The organism is Pseudoalteromonas aurantia 208 (assembly GCF_014858725.1).
Lineage (GTDB): Bacteria > Pseudomonadota > Gammaproteobacteria > Enterobacterales > Alteromonadaceae > Pseudoalteromonas > Pseudoalteromonas aurantia.
The window spans coordinates 1,811,287-1,830,503 of record NZ_AQGV01000012.1 but is presented as its reverse complement, the minus strand read 5'-3'; the positions used below and the strand labels follow the sequence as shown (position 1 = coordinate 1,830,503).

Annotated in this window: 13 protein-coding genes; 7 read left to right on the top strand and 6 right to left on the bottom strand. The window is 40.7% G+C overall.

What is annotated here, in order from left to right; all coding sequences use genetic code 11:
* Window positions 1–10: 10 nt before the first annotated feature.
* The gene (locus PAUR_RS11685; protein WP_192507918.1) at window positions 11–982 is read left to right on the top strand and encodes a Gfo/Idh/MocA family oxidoreductase; all 972 of its coding nucleotides are present in this window, start codon (window positions 11–13) and stop codon (window positions 980–982) included.
* 365 nt (window positions 983–1,347) lie between these two features.
* Here the strand turns inward: PAUR_RS11685 and PAUR_RS11680 are convergent, their stop codons facing one another.
* Complete coding sequence (locus tag PAUR_RS11680) at window positions 1,348–1,854, bottom strand: PQQ-binding-like beta-propeller repeat protein (protein ID WP_192507917.1); 507 nt, start codon at window positions 1,852–1,854, stop codon at window positions 1,348–1,350.
* A gap of 650 nt (window positions 1,855–2,504) precedes the next feature.
* Here PAUR_RS11680 and htpG point away from each other — a divergent pair.
* Window positions 2,505–4,418 (top strand): molecular chaperone HtpG, encoded by a 1,914-nt coding sequence (htpG, locus tag PAUR_RS11675; RefSeq protein ID WP_192507916.1) that lies wholly within the window; start codon window positions 2,505–2,507, stop codon window positions 4,416–4,418.
* Between the two features lie 154 nt (window positions 4,419–4,572).
* Window positions 4,573–5,217: an adenylate kinase gene (gene adk, locus PAUR_RS11670; RefSeq protein WP_192507915.1), complete on the top strand. Its 645-nt coding sequence runs from the start codon at window positions 4,573–4,575 to the stop codon at window positions 5,215–5,217.
* A 50-nt stretch (window positions 5,218–5,267) separates the two neighbouring features.
* Here adk and tpx read toward each other — a convergent pair whose 3' ends face one another.
* A complete protein-coding gene (gene tpx, locus PAUR_RS11665) occupies window positions 5,268–5,849 on the bottom strand; it encodes a thiol peroxidase (protein ID WP_192507914.1) in 582 nt (193 codons plus the stop codon).
* Between the two features lie 205 nt (window positions 5,850–6,054).
* On the opposite strand from tpx, the gene PAUR_RS11660 reads away from it, so the two are divergent.
* The gene (locus PAUR_RS11660; protein WP_192507913.1) at window positions 6,055–7,059 is read left to right on the top strand and encodes a response regulator; all 1,005 of its coding nucleotides are present in this window, start codon (window positions 6,055–6,057) and stop codon (window positions 7,057–7,059) included.
* 4 nt (window positions 7,060–7,063) lie between these two features.
* Window positions 7,064–8,035, top strand: a complete 972-nt coding sequence (locus PAUR_RS11655; protein ID WP_192507912.1) for a sensor domain-containing diguanylate cyclase — start codon at window positions 7,064–7,066, stop codon at window positions 8,033–8,035.
* A 106-nt stretch (window positions 8,036–8,141) separates the two neighbouring features.
* Here the strand turns inward: PAUR_RS11655 and PAUR_RS11650 are convergent, their stop codons facing one another.
* From PAUR_RS11650 to PAUR_RS11635, 4 genes are all read right to left on the bottom strand, one after another.
* Window positions 8,142–9,653: a SpoVR family protein gene (locus tag PAUR_RS11650; RefSeq protein ID WP_192507911.1), complete on the bottom strand. Its 1,512-nt coding sequence runs from the start codon at window positions 9,651–9,653 to the stop codon at window positions 8,142–8,144.
* A 20-nt stretch (window positions 9,654–9,673) separates the two neighbouring features.
* Window positions 9,674–10,957 carry a YeaH/YhbH family protein gene (locus PAUR_RS11645; protein WP_192507910.1) on the bottom strand — a complete coding sequence of 428 codons (1,284 nt, stop codon included), beginning with the start codon at window positions 10,955–10,957 and terminating at the stop codon, window positions 9,674–9,676.
* A 26-nt stretch (window positions 10,958–10,983) separates the two neighbouring features.
* On the bottom strand, window positions 10,984–12,906 hold the full coding sequence (locus PAUR_RS11640) for a PrkA family serine protein kinase (RefSeq protein ID WP_192507909.1): 1,923 nt from the start codon (window positions 12,904–12,906) through the stop codon (window positions 10,984–10,986).
* 203 nt (window positions 12,907–13,109) lie between these two features.
* Window positions 13,110–13,691 carry a Fe-Mn family superoxide dismutase gene (locus tag PAUR_RS11635; RefSeq protein ID WP_192507908.1) on the bottom strand — a complete coding sequence of 194 codons (582 nt, stop codon included), beginning with the start codon at window positions 13,689–13,691 and terminating at the stop codon, window positions 13,110–13,112.
* A gap of 237 nt (window positions 13,692–13,928) precedes the next feature.
* On the opposite strand from PAUR_RS11635, the gene PAUR_RS11630 reads away from it, so the two are divergent.
* Window positions 13,929–14,276, top strand: coding sequence for a Grx4 family monothiol glutaredoxin (locus tag PAUR_RS11630; RefSeq protein ID WP_192507907.1), 348 nt, complete (start codon window positions 13,929–13,931; stop codon window positions 14,274–14,276).
* A 477-nt stretch (window positions 14,277–14,753) separates the two neighbouring features.
* A complete protein-coding gene (gene gltB / locus PAUR_RS11625) occupies window positions 14,754–19,214 on the top strand; it encodes a glutamate synthase large subunit (protein ID WP_192507906.1) in 4,461 nt (1,486 codons plus the stop codon).
* Window positions 19,215–19,217 lie beyond the last annotated feature (3 nt).

The following is a 19,217-nucleotide window of genomic DNA, read 5'->3' as shown; positions in this document are numbered from 1 at the left end:
GGATTATATTATGAAAGTACTCGTGTGTGGCACCCACTATGGTTCCACTTACATTCGCGCATTAAGTCAATTTCCGCAAGATAGTTTCTCATGTGTAGGCGTACTATCAAAAGGAAGTGAATACTCTCAGCAAATTGCTAAGCAAATTGGGGTACCATATTACACTGACGTTACCACTGTGCCGACTGACAATATTGATATTGCTTGCGTTGCTGTATCGGGCGATGCAGGAAAAGCAATTGTATTGTATTTATTAAAAAAAGGCGTCTCAGTATTATGTGAGCACCCAGTTGACCAAGCGTTTGTGCAAAAAGCGCTGGCACTTGCCAAGCAGCAGCAAGTTTATTTTCACGTCAATGGCCACTTTGCTGATTTATATGCCCCACAAGCCTTTTTACAATCCATACTTGCCGCATATCAACAGGGTTTTGGCTGTATGCATTATGCTATGGGGGCTAACTTAAGAACCTTATATTCGGCGCTGGATCTACTAGGGCGTGCACTCGGTGGATTTGAAGGGCTAGAAATCATCAAATACAGCGGCGAACCGATGGCATTTCAGCCCGTCATGCTCAAAAACAACAACCTCACCGTCTCTGTGTTATGCCAAAACTTTTCGTCAGTTGAAGATGATGGCAGCGCCACATTTTTAAATCATCAGTGCTCTGCGCTATTTCCTCATGGTACTTTGACGCTCAGTGAAACCACCGGCCCATTAAGCTGGTTTCCTGCCAGTCAGACCTTACCTGCTGAGTCGTGGAAAACCTATATGCCCATCGAGCTTGCACCTATGAGTCAGCAGCAGCTGATGAGCCACAGAGATCAGTGTAATCTCGCGGCGATTGCAACATTAGCGGCCACAGTTCAAGGTGAAACACAGCCTGTATATCAGCAGCCAGATTACTTATTGGGGTTGAGTGGGCTATGGCAAACTGTATTGATGGCGCTGCAACCACCAGCAAAAGACAATTGTGCAGCGTAATGATGTGTTGTTTTTACACCTAGCGCATTTCATTGCGCTAGGTGTAAAACCTTCAGCTCAAACAGAGCGGAAGCGGTACTCAAGACACCGGCATTAAACTATTTGCTACACGTTTCGCTTTATCACTTAGTATTCAGAAGCAAGTGACATGACCATTTTTATTTTTAATGGATGCCATTATTGGTTCGTTTCTGTTTTTCTCAAAGCAGCATAAGTGTGCACATTTAATGGGGGGCTATTAAAGTGATGTATTGTGTCATAGGCAGAGGGGCTAATAATTTTATTCGTGCCCGTTATATTGTTATTTAGTGAAAATTTGCCACCTGAATTCATTGTTAGAATTTAGGTGGCGCTTTGAAACTAGATTAAATCGAAATGGCAATTTCATATCCATCAGTACCCACATAAAGCACTGTTTCTGATTTATTTATGCACATTTGAACTTCATGATTACCTCTGTCTGGTAAATGATTATGGCCTAGGGTGTTACCATTATGATCTAATTGATAGACATGACCGCTAGACCCACAGAAAAGGAGTTTATCAGTTAGAAGTAAGTTGACTTCATTATCACCTGTATTTGGTAAAGAAGTTTGCCACTTGGTTTCCATTGTAAGTGTTTCAATCGCAATCGCATACCCATCAGTGCCTGCATAGAGTGTTTTCTCGTCATCAGACAATACTAAGTTCACTGCGTGATCACCTCTGTCAGGTAATGTATTTGTATTTTCTATTGTTCCGCCATCGATGGTTAATTTAAATACCCGTCCTTGACCCGCGGCATATACGTATCTATTCGCTACAACGGAGCTAATAACATTATCACCAGTTTTTGGTAAGGAAGTTTGCCACATTGTTCTTAAAGCTGTCATTGTAAAAACCTTTTAAGTTAGCTTAGTTATTGTCTTTTGCTAAATACTTCTATGATGTATTAACAAGTACAATTTGAAGGAACACAGACTAAAGAATTTACGCGTACTTAAATTCAAAAGAATGCAAATGTAACTTCCAGCCAGTCGTTAGAAGTTGTGAATAGGTTATTGGAGGTTGATTGTAAAAAACATTACATCAATATTACATCATCACTCTGCAAACAGAAGCGGTACTAACTAGTCAGGTATTTAAAACAGCGATTGGACAATGCTATTCATCTCACATTACTTATTTTTATTTATCACCTATCTTTTAAACTCAGCTTAACATATTGGGAGTTTATTTATTGTGATAGCACGTAAAAAGTAAGTTACTGGTCACTATTAAGTGGACTTCTCATGCTTTCATTAAAGCATGAGAACCTTTACTATTACGTATAAATTTATGGCTAGAATTATGATCAGTTTCAGTACTTGTATGGTGTGAAAATCACGCAAATACACTTTCATTTAAACTAAAATAGACGGCCACACAGACTTTTCAGCTTTGATTCATTATAAAAATATAATTCCCCCCTTGAACTTGAAAAACTCCCCCCCATATCCTTTTGCATAATATTTAGTATCAATTTGGTTAGACGGAGAGAACGATGACCACAGCTCAAAAAGAAACATTAGGCTTTCAAACAGAAGTAAAACAATTATTAAACCTAATGATCCATTCTTTGTACTCGAATAAAGAAATCTTCTTACGTGAACTTGTATCTAACGCATCAGATGCAGCAGATAAACTGCGCTTTTTAGCTCTGTCTGATGGTAGCCTTTATGATGGTGATGCAGATTTACGCGTACGTGTAAGTGTTGATAAAGACGCGAATACCGTGACTATTTCTGATAACGGTATTGGTATGACACGTGAAGAAGTGATCAGCTCATTAGGGACGATTGCTAAATCTGGTACGGCTGAGTTCTTTAGTAACTTAACGGGTGATCAAGCACAAGATTCACAGCTAATTGGTCAATTTGGTGTTGGTTTTTACTCTGCATTCATCGTTGCAGATGCTGTAACTGTAACTACGCGTAAAGCGGGTGAAAGCACAGCTGTTGAATGGCATTCACAAGGTGAAGGCGATTACACGCTTGCTGAAGTTGAAAAAGAAGGTCGTGGTACTGAAATCGTGCTGCATTTACGTGAAGAAGAAGGTGAGTTCTTAGACGACTTCAGACTACGCGGTATTGTGACTAAATACTCTGACCATATCTCTATTCCTGTTGAAATGTTCAAAGCACCAGTACCTGAGTCAGAAGGTCCAGACGGTGAAAAAATTGAAGCAGTTCCGGGTGAGTGGGAAGCCATTAACCGTGCCACAGCGCTTTGGTCTCGTGATAAATCAGAGATCAGTGAAGAAGAATACAAAGAGTTTTACAAGCACGTTGGTCATGACTGGGAAGAGCCACTAACATGGGCACATAACAAGGTTGAAGGTAAAACAGAATACACAAGCTTATTGTATATTCCTAAAAAAGCGCCGTTCGACATGTTCAACCGTGACCGTCAAACGGGCTTAAAGCTTTATGTACAACGCGTTTTCATTATGGATGACGCTGAGCAGTTCATGCCGAGCTACTTACGTTTTGTAAAAGGTTTACTTGATTCAAACGATTTGCCTCTGAATATTTCTCGTGAAATCTTACAAGACAATAAGATCACACAGGCAATTCGTAAAGGCTGTACATCTCGCGTACTTAAAATGCTTGACCGTATGGGCAAAAACAAGCCTGAAGAGTATCAAACATTCTGGAATGAATTTGGTCAAGTGATCAAAGAAGGTCCAGCAGAAGATTCAGCAAATAAAGAAGCGATAGCTAAACTATTGCGCTTTAGCTCTACGCACACTGACGAAGCAACACAGAACGTGTCGTTAGAACAATACGTTGAGCGTATGAAAGAAGGCCAAGATAAGATTTATTATGTTGTTGCTGATAGCTTTGAAGCAGCTAAGAGCTCTCCACATCTAGAAATCTTCCGTAAGAAAGGCATAGAAGTATTATTGCTGTCTGACCGTGTTGATGAGTGGATGATGAGCCACCTAACTGAGCTTGATGAGAAGCAACTACAATCAATCACTCGTGGTGACTTAGATTTAGGTGAGTTAGACGACGAAGAAGCGAAGAAAGCACAAGAAGAGAGCGAAAAAGAAGTTGAAGGCTTAGTTGAGCGCATTAAAGAAGTGCTGGGTGATAAAGTGAAAGAAGTACGCTTTACGCATCGTTTGACTGATTCTCCTGCGTGTGTTGTTGCTGATGAGCACGACATGAGTTCTCAAATGCAAAAGCTGATGGAATCTGTGGGCCAAGCGGCACCAGAGTCTAAGCCAGTATTTGAACTGAACCCTGAGCACCAGCTTGTTAAACACCTAAATGTTGAGCAAGATGAAGACAAGTTTGTACAGTGGTCAGAAGTATTATTTGACCAAGCGTTACTTGCAGAGCGCGGTAGCTTAAAAGACCCAGCAGGGTTTGTTGCTCGTTTGAACAAACTCATGCTTGATTTAAGCAAATAAGCATTTAAATTGAGTTAGAAAAGGGGGCTTTATGCCCCTTTTTTTTATCTATAACGAATTTACCTTAGCAATTAGTATAAGTTGCTTGAGAAACACCGGCGCTTATGAAAAAATTCAACCAAATTTAAATAAACTCCGATACGAGGAACATATTATGCGCATTATCCTTTTGGGCGCACCGGGTGCAGGTAAAGGCACTCAAGCACAATTCTTAATGGAAAAGCACGGCATTCCACAGATCTCTACTGGTGACATGCTGCGCGCTGCTATCAAAGAAAGCACGCCTTTAGGCCTTGAAGCGAAAAAAGTGATGGATGCAGGTCAGCTAGTATCTGATGAAATCATCATTGGCCTTGTAAAAGAGCGTATTGCTAAAGCCGATTGTGCAAAAGGATTCTTACTGGATGGTTTCCCTCGTACAATTCCACAAGCTGATGCAATGAAAGACAATGGCATTAGCATTGACCACGTTATTGAGTTCGATGTGGCTGATGACATCATTGTTGAGCGTATGGGCGGACGTCGTGTACACCCTGGTTCTGGTCGTGTTTATCATGTTGTTTATAACCCTGCAAAGGTTGAAGGCAAAGATGACGTGACAGGCGAAGACTTAATCATTCGTCCTGATGATGTTGAAGAAACAGTTAAAAAGCGCCTTGGTATTTACCATGAGCAAACTAAGCCATTGGTAAGCTACTACCAAGCGGAAGCTGACTCAGGTAACACGCAATACCATAAATTAGATGGTACTCAGGCTGTTGAAGCTGTCAGCGGCCAACTTGCAGAGCTTTTAGGCTAATTGCTTGATTGATGCTTAAATTAAGAAAAAACCGCCTGTTGGCGGTTTTTTTATAGTGCTTTTAATTGTTCAATGACTTGTGTGTAATCAGGTTCAGAGGCAAGGTTTTTGACTAATTGCTTATAAACAATTTTATGATTTTTATCTAGAATTAAAACCGCTCGGCTGAGTAATCCCATATCTTTTATGTATAAACCGTAGTTCTCGCCAAAATTACGCCACACTGAGTCTGATAGTGTCGTGACTTTATCTATATTTTCTTGCTTACAAAAACGTTTTTGTGCGAAGGGTAAATCAGCACTAATTGTTAACATTTTTATGTTTTTATAGGTATTTGCGACTTGTTCATTAAAGTGTTTCGTTTGTAGGCTACAAATGCCAGTATCTAAACTTGGTACAACACTTATTAATACCGCTTGCCCGTTAAAATCAGATAGGTTCACAGGTACAAATGCATCATCAACTACTTTAAAGTTAGGGGCTTGTTGACCTTCAGTAACGCCTTTACCTAAAAGGGTTACAGGTTTATCTTGTGCATGAACTTTGCCTGAGTCAATCGTATTCTCTGGTAAATCGTAAGCAAAGGCGCTCATGGCGATGAGGCTTGTAGCAATAATGGAGACTTTCAGCATAAAGTATTCCTTTTCGAGTTATCTTAATTGGCGTCAGTGTATTATACTGTAAAACGCTAACAAAGTATTACCGGATAAGCACGTTGTAAATCGTTAGGTATTTTATTAACATTAGCCGTAAAATTGAGCCACTAAAAACAGTATAATAACCACTATTGTCTCAATTGAGTGACTATTGAGATCAACTCGAGCAAAGAGAGCTTTTATGTCAACATTAGTTTTAATATGTGATGACTCTAAATTAGCGCGCCGACAATTGGCCCGTTCGTTGCCTGAGGATTGGGATATTAAGGTTGAATTTGCTGAACACGGATTAGATTGCATTGAGAAAATCAAACAGTGTTCACCAGAGATTTTATTCTTAGATTTAAATATGCCGCACATGGATGGTTATGGTGTATTACAAGAAATTCAAAGCCAAGATTTAAACGTTTTAACGGTTGTTGTATCGGGTGATATTCAGCCAAATGCACATCAGCGCGTTATTGAGTTGGGTGCGATCGATTTTATTCGTAAGCCCTGTGATGCAGCAAAGCTGGCTGAAATAATAGAGCATCACGGGATCAGAGATCGCGCAATACGTGAGAGCTTGGTTCATAAGCTCGGTGAACAACTCGACCCAGAAATTAGAGATATTTACCAAGAATTGACCAATGTTGCAATGGGGCAGGCCGGTGACTTATTAGCTCGATTGCTTAATGTATTTGTTGAGTTACCCATACCCAATGTGAATGTGCTTGAAGTGAGTGAATTACACATGGCTTTGCAAGCAATTGATGCTAGCGCAAGTACCTCGGGTGTGTGCCAAGGGTTTATAGGCGGCGGGGTTTCGGGCGAAGCATTGTTATTATTGAATGATTCTAGCTTCAAAGAAGTAGCCTCACTCATGAATTATCACGGGGAACTTAACGAGAAAGTTGAGCTTGAACTGTTGATGGACATTAGTAACATCTTAATAGGGTCTATTCTAACTGGGTTGTCACGACAACTCGACATGCCATTTAGCCAAGGACACCCAGTTGTGCTGGGGCAGCACTGCGATGTGTCTGAACTGGTAAAAGCCAATAAATCTAGATGGCAGCGCACGCTTGCTATAGAAATTAGCTATGGAATAGAAAACCACAACATCAATTGTGACTTAATGCTGTTATTTACTGAGGACTCATTGAAGACCTTAAAGTATAAAGTCGAATACTTATTAGAAGATTAAAACTATGCCTGCTGCTGATTTTGACATGAATGAAATCCATTGGTTAATGGATATGTTTAATACGGTTGATGTTGGTTTAGTCGTATTAGACAGAGACTACAAAGTGTGTATTTGGAATGGGTTTATGGAAAACCATTCTGGATTGTTGCCAAGCGCTGTAAAAGACAAAGATATCTTTGATTTGTTTCCGAGTATTGATGAGCAGTGGTTTAGAAGTAAAACAGAGTCGGTATTTGTATTAAAAAATCGCTCTTTTACTATTTGGGAACAACAGCCGTATATATTTAAATTTAAAAATTACCGCCCGATCACAGGAAAAGCGGATCATATGTATCAAAGCTCAACAATTATTCCTTTGAGTACGATCACGGGCGAGGTAGGCCATATTTGTATCATTATTTATGATGTTACCGATGAAGCAATGAACAAGTTAGAATTGGAACAAGCAAATCATAAGCTTGAACAAATGAGTCGCACTGATAGCTTGACCACACTGGCAAATCGCGGGTATTGGGAATCAACATTACGGAAAGAGTTTAAGCGGTTGCAACGTAGCCAAGGCATTTGTAGCTTGTTGATGTTTGATATCGATTACTTTAAGCGCGTAAATGATGCCTATGGTCATAGTGGCGGAGATGAAGCCATACGACATATTTCTGATCTATTGAAAAAAACCTTAAGAGAAACTGACACGGCAGGACGTTATGGTGGTGAGGAGTTTGTGGTCACTTTAGTGGATACAGATGTTGAAGGTGCGCAAATATTTGCGGAGCGCTTAAGAAGTTTAATAGAAAAGTCATCTATTTTTTATGATAACAAACAAATACAAATTACCGTAAGTGTCGGGTTTGCAACCTATACCAGTGACTTTAAAAAACATGAAGAGTGGATTGAAGCGGCAGATACCGCTTTATACCATTCAAAAGAAACAGGTAGAAATAAGGTGACTGGATACAGCATTGAGATGAAAAAGTAACCATCGTTTTTTTGACAATATATTGAGACCAATAAAAAAGCCCTATCAAGAGGGCCTTTTTTATTGGTGTTTAACGCATACAAGGACTGAGCAGCTACTTTAATGTTTAAGCCGATGCTTCTTTATTTTCAATCGGGCATTGACCAATAACCGTTTTTGTTCCGTCAGCATCTAGTTGCTCTAGCTTCACTGAAAACCCCCACAGCCGATACAAATGCTTCAGAACCTCTTTTTTTGACTCTGCTAGAGGTATGTCATTTTGTGGTACATATCGCAATGTTAGAGATCTATCGCCTCTAACATCTACATCGTAAACCTGTATGTTGGGTTCGTGATTACTTAAATTATATTGAGCAGATAATGAAGAGCGCACATACTGATAGCCTTCATCATTATGAATGGCGCCAACTTCTAAATGCGGTGACTTTTGCTGGTCAACAATTGTAAATAGTTTAAAATCACGAATGAGCTTGGGAGATAAAAACTGGCTGACAAAACTTTCGTCTTTGAAGTTTTCCATGGCAAAGTGCAGTGTGTCTAACCAATCTTTTCCCGCGAATTCAGGAAACCATTGTTTGTCTTCATCTGTTGGGTTTTCACAAATACGACGAATATCCACCATCATGTTAAACCCTAGCGCGTATGGATTAATGCCTGAATAGAACTTGCTATTATAGGGAGGCTGATAAACAACATTCGTATGACTTTGCAAAAACTCGAGCATAAATGCATCACTGACTTTTCCTTCATCATACAAGTGGTTAAGAATGGTGTAATGCCAAAAAGTAGCCCACCCCTCATTCATGACTTGAGTTTGACGTTGCGGGTAAAAGTACTGAGACACTTTGCGAACAATTCGAATGACTTCTCGTTGCCATGATTCAAGCAGAGGCGCATTTTTCTCAATAAAATACAGTATGTTTTCTTGAGGCTCACTAGGAAAGCGGATCCGCTTCACTTTTTCTTCATGTGCGTTAACCGGAATGGTGCGCCAAAGTTCATTGACTTGCGATTGTAGATAATCTTCCCGTTCTTTTTGTCTTTTTTGCTCTTCGTAGAGAGAGATTTGTTGCGGTCTTTTATATCGATCTACCCCGTAATTCATCAATGCGTGACATGAGTCGAGTAAGTTTTCAACCTCGTCAATGCCATATTTTTGTTCGCATTCTGCAATGTAATTTTTGGCAAATAATAAGTAGTCGATGATAGAAGGCGCATCAGTCCAGGTTTTGAATAGATAGTTTCCTTTGAAAAACGAGTTGTGCCCATAACAAGCATGTGCCATAACCAGTGCTTGCATTGGTAAGGTATTCTCTTCCATAAGATAGGCAATACACGGGTCTGAATTAATCACTATTTCATACGCCAAGCCCATTTGGCCGCGTTTATAATTTTGCTCAGTTTGAATAAATTTTTTGCCATACGACCAATGGCTATAGCCAATGGGCATACCAACGCTTGAATACGCATCCATCATCTGTTCAGCAGTGATCACCTCAATTTGGTTAGGGTATGTGTCCAATCGATAGTGTTCTGCAACTCGCGCTATTTCGGCCTGATACTCCGCTAACATCTCGAATGTCCAATCAGGTCCGTCATTCATAGGGTTATAACTCATATAGTTCCCTCCTATAAAGGCTAAGCAGCGCCTTGTTGTTGACGATTCTTTTTAAATAGTTCTCTGAATATGGGGTAAATATCTTCAACGCTTTTAATATGTTGCATTGCAAAATTATCAAAAGAATTTTCAATTGCTTGATACTCTCGCCATAAACTTTGGTGTGCTCGGGTGGTAATTTCTATATAGGCATAATAGCGCACCGTTTTAAGCAAGTGATTGGTCATAATATCGGTGCAGTGGGGGGAGTCATCAGCCCAATTGTCACCATCGGATGCTTGTGCCGCATATATGTTCCAATCACCTTGCGAATAGCGATCTTTTACGATTTCGTCCATCAACTTGAGTGCACTTGATACAATGGTTCCACCCGTTTCCTGAGAGTAAAAGAACTCTTGCTCGTCGACTTCTTTTGCTTGTGTATGATGGCGAATATAGACAACTTCGATATCTTTATATGTACGGGTTAAAAATTGATACAACAAAATATAAAAACGCTTTGCCATATCTTTAGTACCTTGATCCATAGAACCAGATACATCCATTAAACAAAACATCACGGCTTTACTTGTTGGATGCGGTTTTTTCTCATAATTTCTAAAACGCAAATCATAATTATCGATAAAAGGTACTGCGGCGATTTTACGTTTTAAATCGTCAATTTCTAATTCTAATTTGGATATTTGATGTTGTGGCGGCACTGGCTCATTCAGCAAATCTGCCAATTCAGTTTCAGCCTCTTTGAGCCTGCGGCGTTTACCTGCCGACATAGCCACTCGTCTTGCGAGTGAGCCTTGTAAAGAACGCACAATATCTAAATTGCTTGGCATGCCGTCATTACAAAACCCAGCCCGATGGGTTTTCATTTGTACAAGCTTGTCTAACTGACTTTGCTGTAAATTAGGAAGCTCTAAGTCTTCAAATAATAAATCAAGGTATTCATCTTTCGATATCGAGAATACGAAGTCGTCTTGACCTTCGCCTTGATCACTTGCTTCTCCTTCACCAGCACCTCCACCTTGACCCGACGGGGGACGTTGTATTTTGTCGCCCGTTGTAAATTGGTCATTACCAGGGTGGATCATTTCTCGATCCCCCCCTTTACCTTGGTGAAAAGCGGGTTCACTCATATCTTTTTGCGGAATTGAAATACTTTCACCGCTACTCACATCGGTCACGCTTCTCTTATTAATTGCATCTGAAACAGCTTCTTTTATCTGTTTCTTATAACGCCTAATAAAGCGTTGCCGGTTAAGCGTGCTTTTATTTTTCCCGTTCAGGCGACGGTCTATAAAATGCGCCATAAATCACCCTCTCAGTCGAATTAATCTTATTGTGACTTTCTCACTCTTAGATACCATTCAGAGAGCAGTCTAACTTGCTTTTGGGTATACCCTTTTTCTACCATGCGATTGACGAAATCTTCGTGTTTCTTTTGATCTTCAGCAGAGGTTTTTGCATTAAATGAAATAACGGGTAACAAATCTTCAGTATTGGAAAACATTTTCTTTTCGATTACGGTGCGCAGTTTTTCATAACTGGTCCAAACTGGATTACTGCCATTATGATGTGCTCGTGCTCTTAAGACGAAATTAACAATTTCATTTCGGAAATCTTTCGGATTTGAAATACCTGCTGGCTTTTCTATTTTTTCCAGCTCAGCGTTTAATGCCGAGCGGTCGAACAGCTGGCCTGTATCTGGGTCTCTATACTCTTGATCTTGAATCCAAAAATCGGCATAAGTGACATAGCGGTCGAAAATATTTTGGCCGTACTCAGAATATGACTCTAAATAGGCAGTTTGTAGTTCTTTACCAATAAATTCAACATACTGTGGTATTAGATAACCTTTTAAGTGACTTAAATAACGTTCTTGAATTTCGGCGTTAAATTGTTCACGTTCAATTTGTTGTTCAAGTACATAAAATAGGTGAACTGGATTGGCAGCAACTTCGGCATGATCAAAGTTAAATACACGAGATAATATTTTAAATGCGAAGCGAGTCGATAGCCCATTCATGCCTTCATCGACACCTGCATAGTCTCTATATTCTTGATAAGACTTTGCTTTAGGATCAGTATCTTTGAGGCTTTCACCGTCGTACACCCGCATCTTCGAATAGATACTTGAGTTTTCCGGCTCTTTTACACGTGATAAAGAAACAAATTTTGCTAATGTTTCGAGTGTACCTGGCGCGCATGGCGCAGAGGCAAGTTCACTGTTTTCAATGAGCTTATCGTAGATCTTCACTTCTTCCGATACCCGTAAGCAGTAAGGCACTTTGACAATGTAAACACGATCTAAGAATGCTTCATTGTTTTTATTATTCTTAAATGTTTGCCATTCAGACTCATTGGAATGCGCTAAAATCATGCCATTGAATGGTAAAGCAGAAATACCTTCCGTGCCGTTGTAATTGCCTTCTTGAGTGGCGGTAAGAAGTGGGTGTAGCACCTTAATGGGCGCTTTAAACATTTCTACGAATTCCATCAAACCTTGGTTTGCCAAGCATAGGGAGCCAGAATAGGCATATGCATCAGGGTCATTTTGTGCAAAGTGCTCTAATTTACGAATATCCACTTTACCCACGAGAGCTGAAATGTCTTGGTTGTTTTCATCACCAGGTTCTGTTTTAGCAATAGCGACCTGATCGAGTATGGACGGATAGCGTTTCACCACTTTGAATTGGCTAATATCCCCGTTGAATTCATGCAAACGTTTAGTTGCCCAAGGAGACATAACGGTCTTTAAATACCGAGGTTTAATGCCGTATTCTTTCGCGAGGAGCTCAGCATCCTCAACTGGATTAAAGAGTGATAGCGGGTGGTCGTTAACCGGTGAGCCTTTGATAGCGTAAATTGGCACCTGTTGCATTAAATACTTTAACTTTTCAGCTATCGAAGATTTACCGCCGCCAACAGGGCCAAGCAAGTATAGAACTTGTTTACATTCTTCAAGGCCTTGAGCCGCATGTTTTAGGTACGCAACAATTTGCTCGATGGCATCTTCCATGCCATAAAACTCATTGAATGCTGGATAGCGAGCGATGACTCGATTAGAGAAAAGTCGACTGAGTCTAGCATCGTTTGAGGTGTCAATCATTTCAGGTTCACCAATGGCCATTAATAGGCGTTCTGGGGCACTGGCATAGGCTGATTTGTCGTTCTTACAGATCTCTAGGAATTCAGCGATACTGTATTCTTCTTCTTGAGCTGCTTCATATCTGGATTGGTAGTGTTCAAATATCGTCATAACGACCTCCAATAACCTGCTTAAATAAGGAAAGCTATTTAATCTTCAATGGGAAAGGTTACTTTTAAGTCTAGACGTGAAAATTAGAATTTGCCTAAAAATTCCAAACATTTAATGGAATAACATAATGGTATTCGCAAATGAAAAAAGGCGCTTACGCGCCTCTTTATTGCAAAAAAATAAACAGATTTTATTGCAAAGAATTATGCGAGGTTTGCGTTTGCAAATTCCCAGTTTACGAGTGCCCAAAAACCTTTAAGGTAATCAGGGCGTACGTTACGGAAGTCGATGTAGTAAGCGTGTTCCCAAAGGTCCACGGTTAAAATTGGTGTAACACCTGCTTCAGTTAACGGTGTAGCAGCGTTTGATGTGTTAACAATATCAAGTGAACCATCAGCTAATTGCACTAACCAAGTCCAGCTTGAGCCGAAGTTGTTAACAGCTTTATCATTAAACGCAGCCTGAAAATCTGCAAATGAGCCCCATTTTGCATTGATTAACTCAGCTACATTACCTGAAGGTTCGCCACCTGCATTTGGTGCAAGGCTGTTCCAATAGAACGTGTGGTTCCAGATCTGTGCTGCGTTATTAAATACGCCGCCTTCTGAATTGCATACAACTTCTTCTAATGATTTAGTTGCCAGTTCAGTGCCTTCAACAAGACCATTTAGTTTAACGACATAGGTGTTATGGTGTTTGCCATGGTGAAACTCTAGTGTTTCTTTTGAAATGTGTGGCTCAAGTGCATCAATTGCATAAGGTAGTGACGGTAGTTCAAATGCCATTTTAATCTCCAATTGTTATTAAATGCCAAAATCGATACGAAACATAGCGCAGTTGAGTGCACTTTTCTATACGAGTTGGCTTTATAGTGATACTATAATTCCTGAGTATTTTACTCAAGTTTTGGCAAACAGCAATGGCGTTGCCTTATACTTATTTAGGAATCTAGCCCAGTCGATGCATTTTTATACAATTGCGCATCGGTAGGGTTTAAGCTATCGTCATTTTTGAGGTTAAAGATGGAAACCATTGATAAAATTAAAGAGCAAATTTCAGAAAACCCAATCCTTCTATATATGAAGGGATCACCGAAGTTACCAAATTGTGGTTTTTCATCACAAGCTTCACAAGCACTTATGGGATGCGGTGAGCAATTTGCTTATGTTGATATTCTTCTTAACCCAGACATTCGTGCTGAGTTACCGCACTATGCAAATTGGCCGACTTTCCCGCAGTTATGGGTCGAAGGTGAGCTAATTGGTGGTTGTGACATTATTATTGAAATGTTCCAGCGTGGGGAGTTGCAACCTCTTATCCAAGAAACAGCGGCAAAATATAAAACACCAGAAGCAGACACTGCTGAATAACTAATAGTGTTTGTACAGAAAAAACCGAGCCATGAGCTCGGTTTTTTTATTTTTAACATTGGCACGAATGAAGCGTGTTTATTGAGTGCTGTATGTTATACCAAGTATTCACATATTCTTATCTGCATAATATTCATATTTTCTATTAATTATCTATCACAGTTATGATATTCATGAATATATATTCACAAATTTGTATGTTTACGTTTACGTAAACTGTGTTGTTTTGTATTTTTAATTTACTTTTTTGTCATAATGACACTGGTGTCATGTTGGCTTTTCATTCGATAAAGTCGATTTTAAAGATTTTTTTTACATTTTGGTTAACTTGTCTTACCAATGAGAAATATTCATGTTCGTGAATATGTATTCACAAATGTATTGACTCAGTTTTAAATCCCCGCTAATTTTGAATATCGGCCAGTAATAACCGTCAGCAGTTTAATCCACTGGCAGGGGTAGCAAGGGGAGGAGTCCATGTTATATGACTCAGCATTAGAAAAAGACAATTGCGGCTTTGGTTTGATAGCGCACACAAGCGGTCAAGCAAGCCATAAACTCATTAGAACAGCGATCACAGGGTTGGATCGTATGCAGCATAGAGGTGGGATAGCCTCTGATGGGAAAACCGGTGACGGTTGTGGTTTATTACTACAAAAGCCAGATAGCTTTTTCCGTGCCATAGCAGCAGAAAATGATTGGCGCTTGGGTAAAAACTATGCCGTAGGCATGGTGTTTTTAAACCCAGATAAAACTTTAGCAACGCGCGCTAAAGATGTTATTAATGAAGAGCTAGAAAAAGAAACATTAACCTTAGTTGGTTGGCGAATAGTGCCAACAGATCCTTCTATGTTGGGTCCGATTGCTCAACAACAGTTACCAATATTTGAACAAGTCTTTGTGAGCGCACCTGAAGGGTGGCGTCCAAAAGATCTTGAACGACGTTTATATATTGCGCGGCGTCGCATTGAAAAACGATTAGAAGCAGATAAGCAATTTTATATTTCAAGCTTATCGGGCTTAGTGACGGTTTACAAAGGCTTGATGATGCCGGTTGATTTACCAAATTTCTACTTAGATTTGGCTGATATGCGCATGACCAGCGCGATTTGTGTTTTTCATCAACGTTTTTCAACAAACACACAACCACGTTGGCCGCTTGCCCAACCATTTCGTTACTTGGCGCACAATGGTGAGATCAATACTATTACAGGCAATCGTCAGTGGGCGCGCGCGCGCGCATATAAATTCTCATCCCCGCTATTGCCCGACCTCCAAAATGCGGCACCTTTTGTCAACGAAGTGGGTTCCGATTCATCCAGCTTAGACAATATGCTTGAGCTATTTTTAGCCGGTGGAATGGACTTATTTAGAGCTATGAGAATGTTGGTACCTCCTGCATGGCAGAAAAATAGGGCAATGGATGAAGATTTACGCGCCTTTTATGACTTTAACTCGATGCATATGGAGCCTTGGGATGGACCAGCAGGTATTGTGATGTCGGATGGTCGTTTTGCAGCCTGTAACTTAGATCGAAATGGTTTACGCCCAGCGCGTTATGTTATTACACAAGATGGTTTTATTACGCTCGCTTCAGAAGTCGGTATTTGGGATTATGCTGCAGACGAAGTCGTTGAGAAAGGGCGAGTCGGGCCGGGTGAATTGTTGGTTATTGATACACTACATGGCAAAATCTGGCAGTCGGATGAAATCGATCAAGACCTTAAAGCGCGCCACCCTTATAAAGCGTGGTTAGAGCAAAATGTAAAACGTTTGACCCCGTTTGAACAGCTTGACGAGCAGCAGGATACGGGTCAGCGCAGTTTTGATAAGGTGACGTTACAAACGTATCAGAAATTGTTTGGTTATAGTAATGAAGAGCTAGATCAGGTTTTGCGCGTGATGGGTGATAATGGTCAAGAAGCAACCGGTTCTATGGGAGATGATACCCCATTTGCGGTTCTTTCCGAAGGAACTCGTGCGTTATATGACTATTTCAGACAAAAGTTTGCCCAAGTTACAAACCCACCGATAGACCCATTACGTGAAAATCACGTTATGTCGTTGGCCACCTGTATTGGTCGAGAGCAAAATGTATTTAACGAGACAACAGGTCATGCCAAACGTCTCCAATTTGACTCACCGATATTAACATATTCAGATATGCAGCAGCTTAAAGAAGCTGATGATGCACATTATAGCGCTTGCTGTATTGATTTAAACTATGCGCCTGAAGAAGGCTTGAAAAACGCAGTTAAGCGGATCTGTGATGAGGCACAAAAAAGTGCTAAGTCAGGGTGTGTGATGGTTATTTTGAGTGATAGGAACACAACGAAAGATACCTTGCCGGTACCAGCGGCAATGGCTGTGGGCGCAGTACAGCAAAGGTTGGTCAATACTAATTTGCGATGTGATGCCAACGTAATTGTAGAAACGGGCAGTGCGCGAGATCCACACCATTTTGCGGTGTTACTTGGTTTTGGCGCTACAGCAGTTTACCCTTATTTAGCTTATGAATCTTTAGTTGCAATGTGTGACGATAAAGTCATTAAGAAAAGTTATCGGGAAGTCACGATATCGTATCGTATAGCGATAAATAAAGGGTTATACAAGATAATGTCAAAAATGGGCATTAGTACCATCGCTTCATATCGTTGTTCTATGTTATTTGAAGCGGTTGGATTGTCTAATGAACTCGTTGAACTGTGTTTCAAAGGGGTTGCGAGCCGAATTCAAGGTGCGTGCTTCGATGAATTTGAATCAGACCAAACAAAGCTGCACAAACTGGCATACAGTAAACGTAAGTTATTGAGTCATGGTGGCTTATTAAAGTTTGTTCATGGTGAAGAGTACCATGCTTATAATCCAGATGTCGTGAGTACGTTACAAGTTGCTGTACGCTCGGGAAATTATGCTGACTATCAAGTATATGCGAATTTAGTAAATAATCGACCGGTTACCAATCTACGAGATATGTTAGCGCTTAATATGGCACAACAGTCAGTCTCAATTGAAGATGTAGAACCTGCCACAGAACTTTATAAACGGTTTGATTCTGCGGCAATGAGCATTGGTGCACTTTCTCCTGAAGCTCATGAAGCTTTGGCAATTGCAATGAACCGTTTGGGTGGATGTTCGAACTCAGGTGAGGGTGGAGAAGACAAATTACGCTTTGGCACTGAAAAGAACTCGCGTATCAAGCAAGTTGCGTCTGGACGCTTTGGTGTAACACCTCACTATTTACAAAGCGCTGATGTGATTCAAATAAAGGTTGCGCAAGGGGCAAAACCTGGTGAAGGTGGACAGCTCCCAGGGGAAAAAGTTACCCCCTATATCGCTAAGTTAAGATACTCGGTACCTGGGGTGACGTTGATTTCTCCACCACCGCATCATGATATTTATTCAATTGAAGATTTAGCCCAACTGATTTTTGATTTAAAACAAGTTAACCCTAATGCGATGATTTCAGTGAAATTGGTATCGGAACCAGGTGTTGGCACAATTGCAACAGGTGTGGCAAAGGCTTATGCCGATTTAATCACGATTGCGGGCTATGATGGCGGGACAGGCGCTAGCCCACTCACTTCTGTCAAATATGCAGGCAGTCCTTGGGAGCTTGGGTTAGCAGAGACACAGCAGGCATTGGTCGAAAATGGCTTACGTCATCGTATTCGGTTACAAACAGATGGTGGTCTAAAGACGGGCCTCGATATTATAAAAGCAGCAATTTTGGGTGCAGAAAGCTTTGGCTTTGGCACCGGTCCGATGGTTGCGCTTGGGTGTAAATACTTGAGAATTTGCCATTTGAATAATTGTGCGACAGGTGTAGCAACACAAGACGATACATTACGACAAAAGCACTATCATGGTTTACCTGAAATGGCGATGAACTACTTTAAATTTATCGCGCAAGAAGCGAGGGAGATCATGGCTCAGCTGGGAGTTACCAGACTGGTTGATCTGATAGGCCGAACAGATTTATTGGATATGATCGAAGGCAAAACAGCGAAGCAGAGTAAGTTGGACTTATCTGACTTGTTAGCGAAACCTAATAATCCAACAAATGAAACACTGTATTGTTCAGCCCCGAATATTTCACATTATCAGGGTAAGTTGAATGAACTGTTGTTAGACAAAGCAAAGCAAGCAATTATTAATAAAAGCGGTATTTCGCTAGTGAATCGGATTGCCAATACTGACCGTTCTGTCGGTGCGATGTTGTCTGGCTATATTGCCAGTATTCACGGAAACCAAGGAATGGCAGCTGATCCAGTTGCAGTTGAGCTTCATGGCACTGCGGGTCAGTCATTTGGGGTTTGGAATGTGGGTGGCCTTGAGTTAACTCTTGTTGGCGACGCAAATGATTATGTTGGCAAAGGAATGGCTGGTGGGAAATTAGTTGTGCGCCCACCTATGGGGTCAAGCTTCGCAAGTCATCAAGCCACAATAATAGGTAATACCTGCTTGTACGGTGCAACGGGAGGGAAATTATATGCTGCCGGCAGAGCTGGCGAGCGCTTTGCAGTCAGAAACTCGGGTGTCCATGCCGTTGTAGAAGGATTAGGAGATAACGGGTGTGAATATATGACTGGCGGTGTGGTATGTGTTCTGGGGCAAGTCGGCGTTAATTTTGGCGCGGGTATGACCGGAGGTTTTGCATACATTTTAGATGAAAGTGATGACTTTACTAAGCGTATCAACCCTGAATTGGTGGAAGTTGTTAGTTTACAAAACTTAGTCTCTCATCAAGAGCATTTGCGCGGCATGATTGCTGAACACTTAGACTTAACGTGCTCTTCAAGAGCTGAGCAAATCTTAGCTAACTTTGAATTGTACTTACCAATGTTTAAGTTGATTAAGCCTAAATCTAGTGATGTTAATAGCTTACTTGGTCATAGAGCACGCAGCAGTGCTGAACTTCGTGTTCAGGCTCAATAGGGG

Coding starts and splice junctions, on each gene's coding strand:
- PAUR_RS11685 (WP_192507918.1), top strand. CDS start 11: ATGAAAGTACTCGTGTGTGGCACCCACTATGGTTCCACTTACATTCGC.
- PAUR_RS11680 (WP_192507917.1), bottom strand. CDS start 1,854: ATGACAGCTTTAAGAACAATGTGGCAAACTTCCTTACCAAAAACTGGT.
- htpG (WP_192507916.1), top strand. CDS start 2,505: ATGACCACAGCTCAAAAAGAAACATTAGGCTTTCAAACAGAAGTAAAA.
- adk (WP_192507915.1), top strand. CDS start 4,573: ATGCGCATTATCCTTTTGGGCGCACCGGGTGCAGGTAAAGGCACTCAA.
- tpx (WP_192507914.1), bottom strand. CDS start 5,849: ATGCTGAAAGTCTCCATTATTGCTACAAGCCTCATCGCCATGAGCGCC.
- PAUR_RS11660 (WP_192507913.1), top strand. CDS start 6,055: ATGTCAACATTAGTTTTAATATGTGATGACTCTAAATTAGCGCGCCGA.
- PAUR_RS11655 (WP_192507912.1), top strand. CDS start 7,064: ATGCCTGCTGCTGATTTTGACATGAATGAAATCCATTGGTTAATGGAT.
- PAUR_RS11650 (WP_192507911.1), bottom strand. CDS start 9,653: ATGAGTTATAACCCTATGAATGACGGACCTGATTGGACATTCGAGATG.
- PAUR_RS11645 (WP_192507910.1), bottom strand. CDS start 10,957: ATGGCGCATTTTATAGACCGTCGCCTGAACGGGAAAAATAAAAGCACG.
- PAUR_RS11640 (WP_192507909.1), bottom strand. CDS start 12,906: ATGACGATATTTGAACACTACCAATCCAGATATGAAGCAGCTCAAGAA.
- PAUR_RS11635 (WP_192507908.1), bottom strand. CDS start 13,691: ATGGCATTTGAACTACCGTCACTACCTTATGCAATTGATGCACTTGAG.
- PAUR_RS11630 (WP_192507907.1), top strand. CDS start 13,929: ATGGAAACCATTGATAAAATTAAAGAGCAAATTTCAGAAAACCCAATC.
- gltB (WP_192507906.1), top strand. CDS start 14,754: ATGTTATATGACTCAGCATTAGAAAAAGACAATTGCGGCTTTGGTTTG.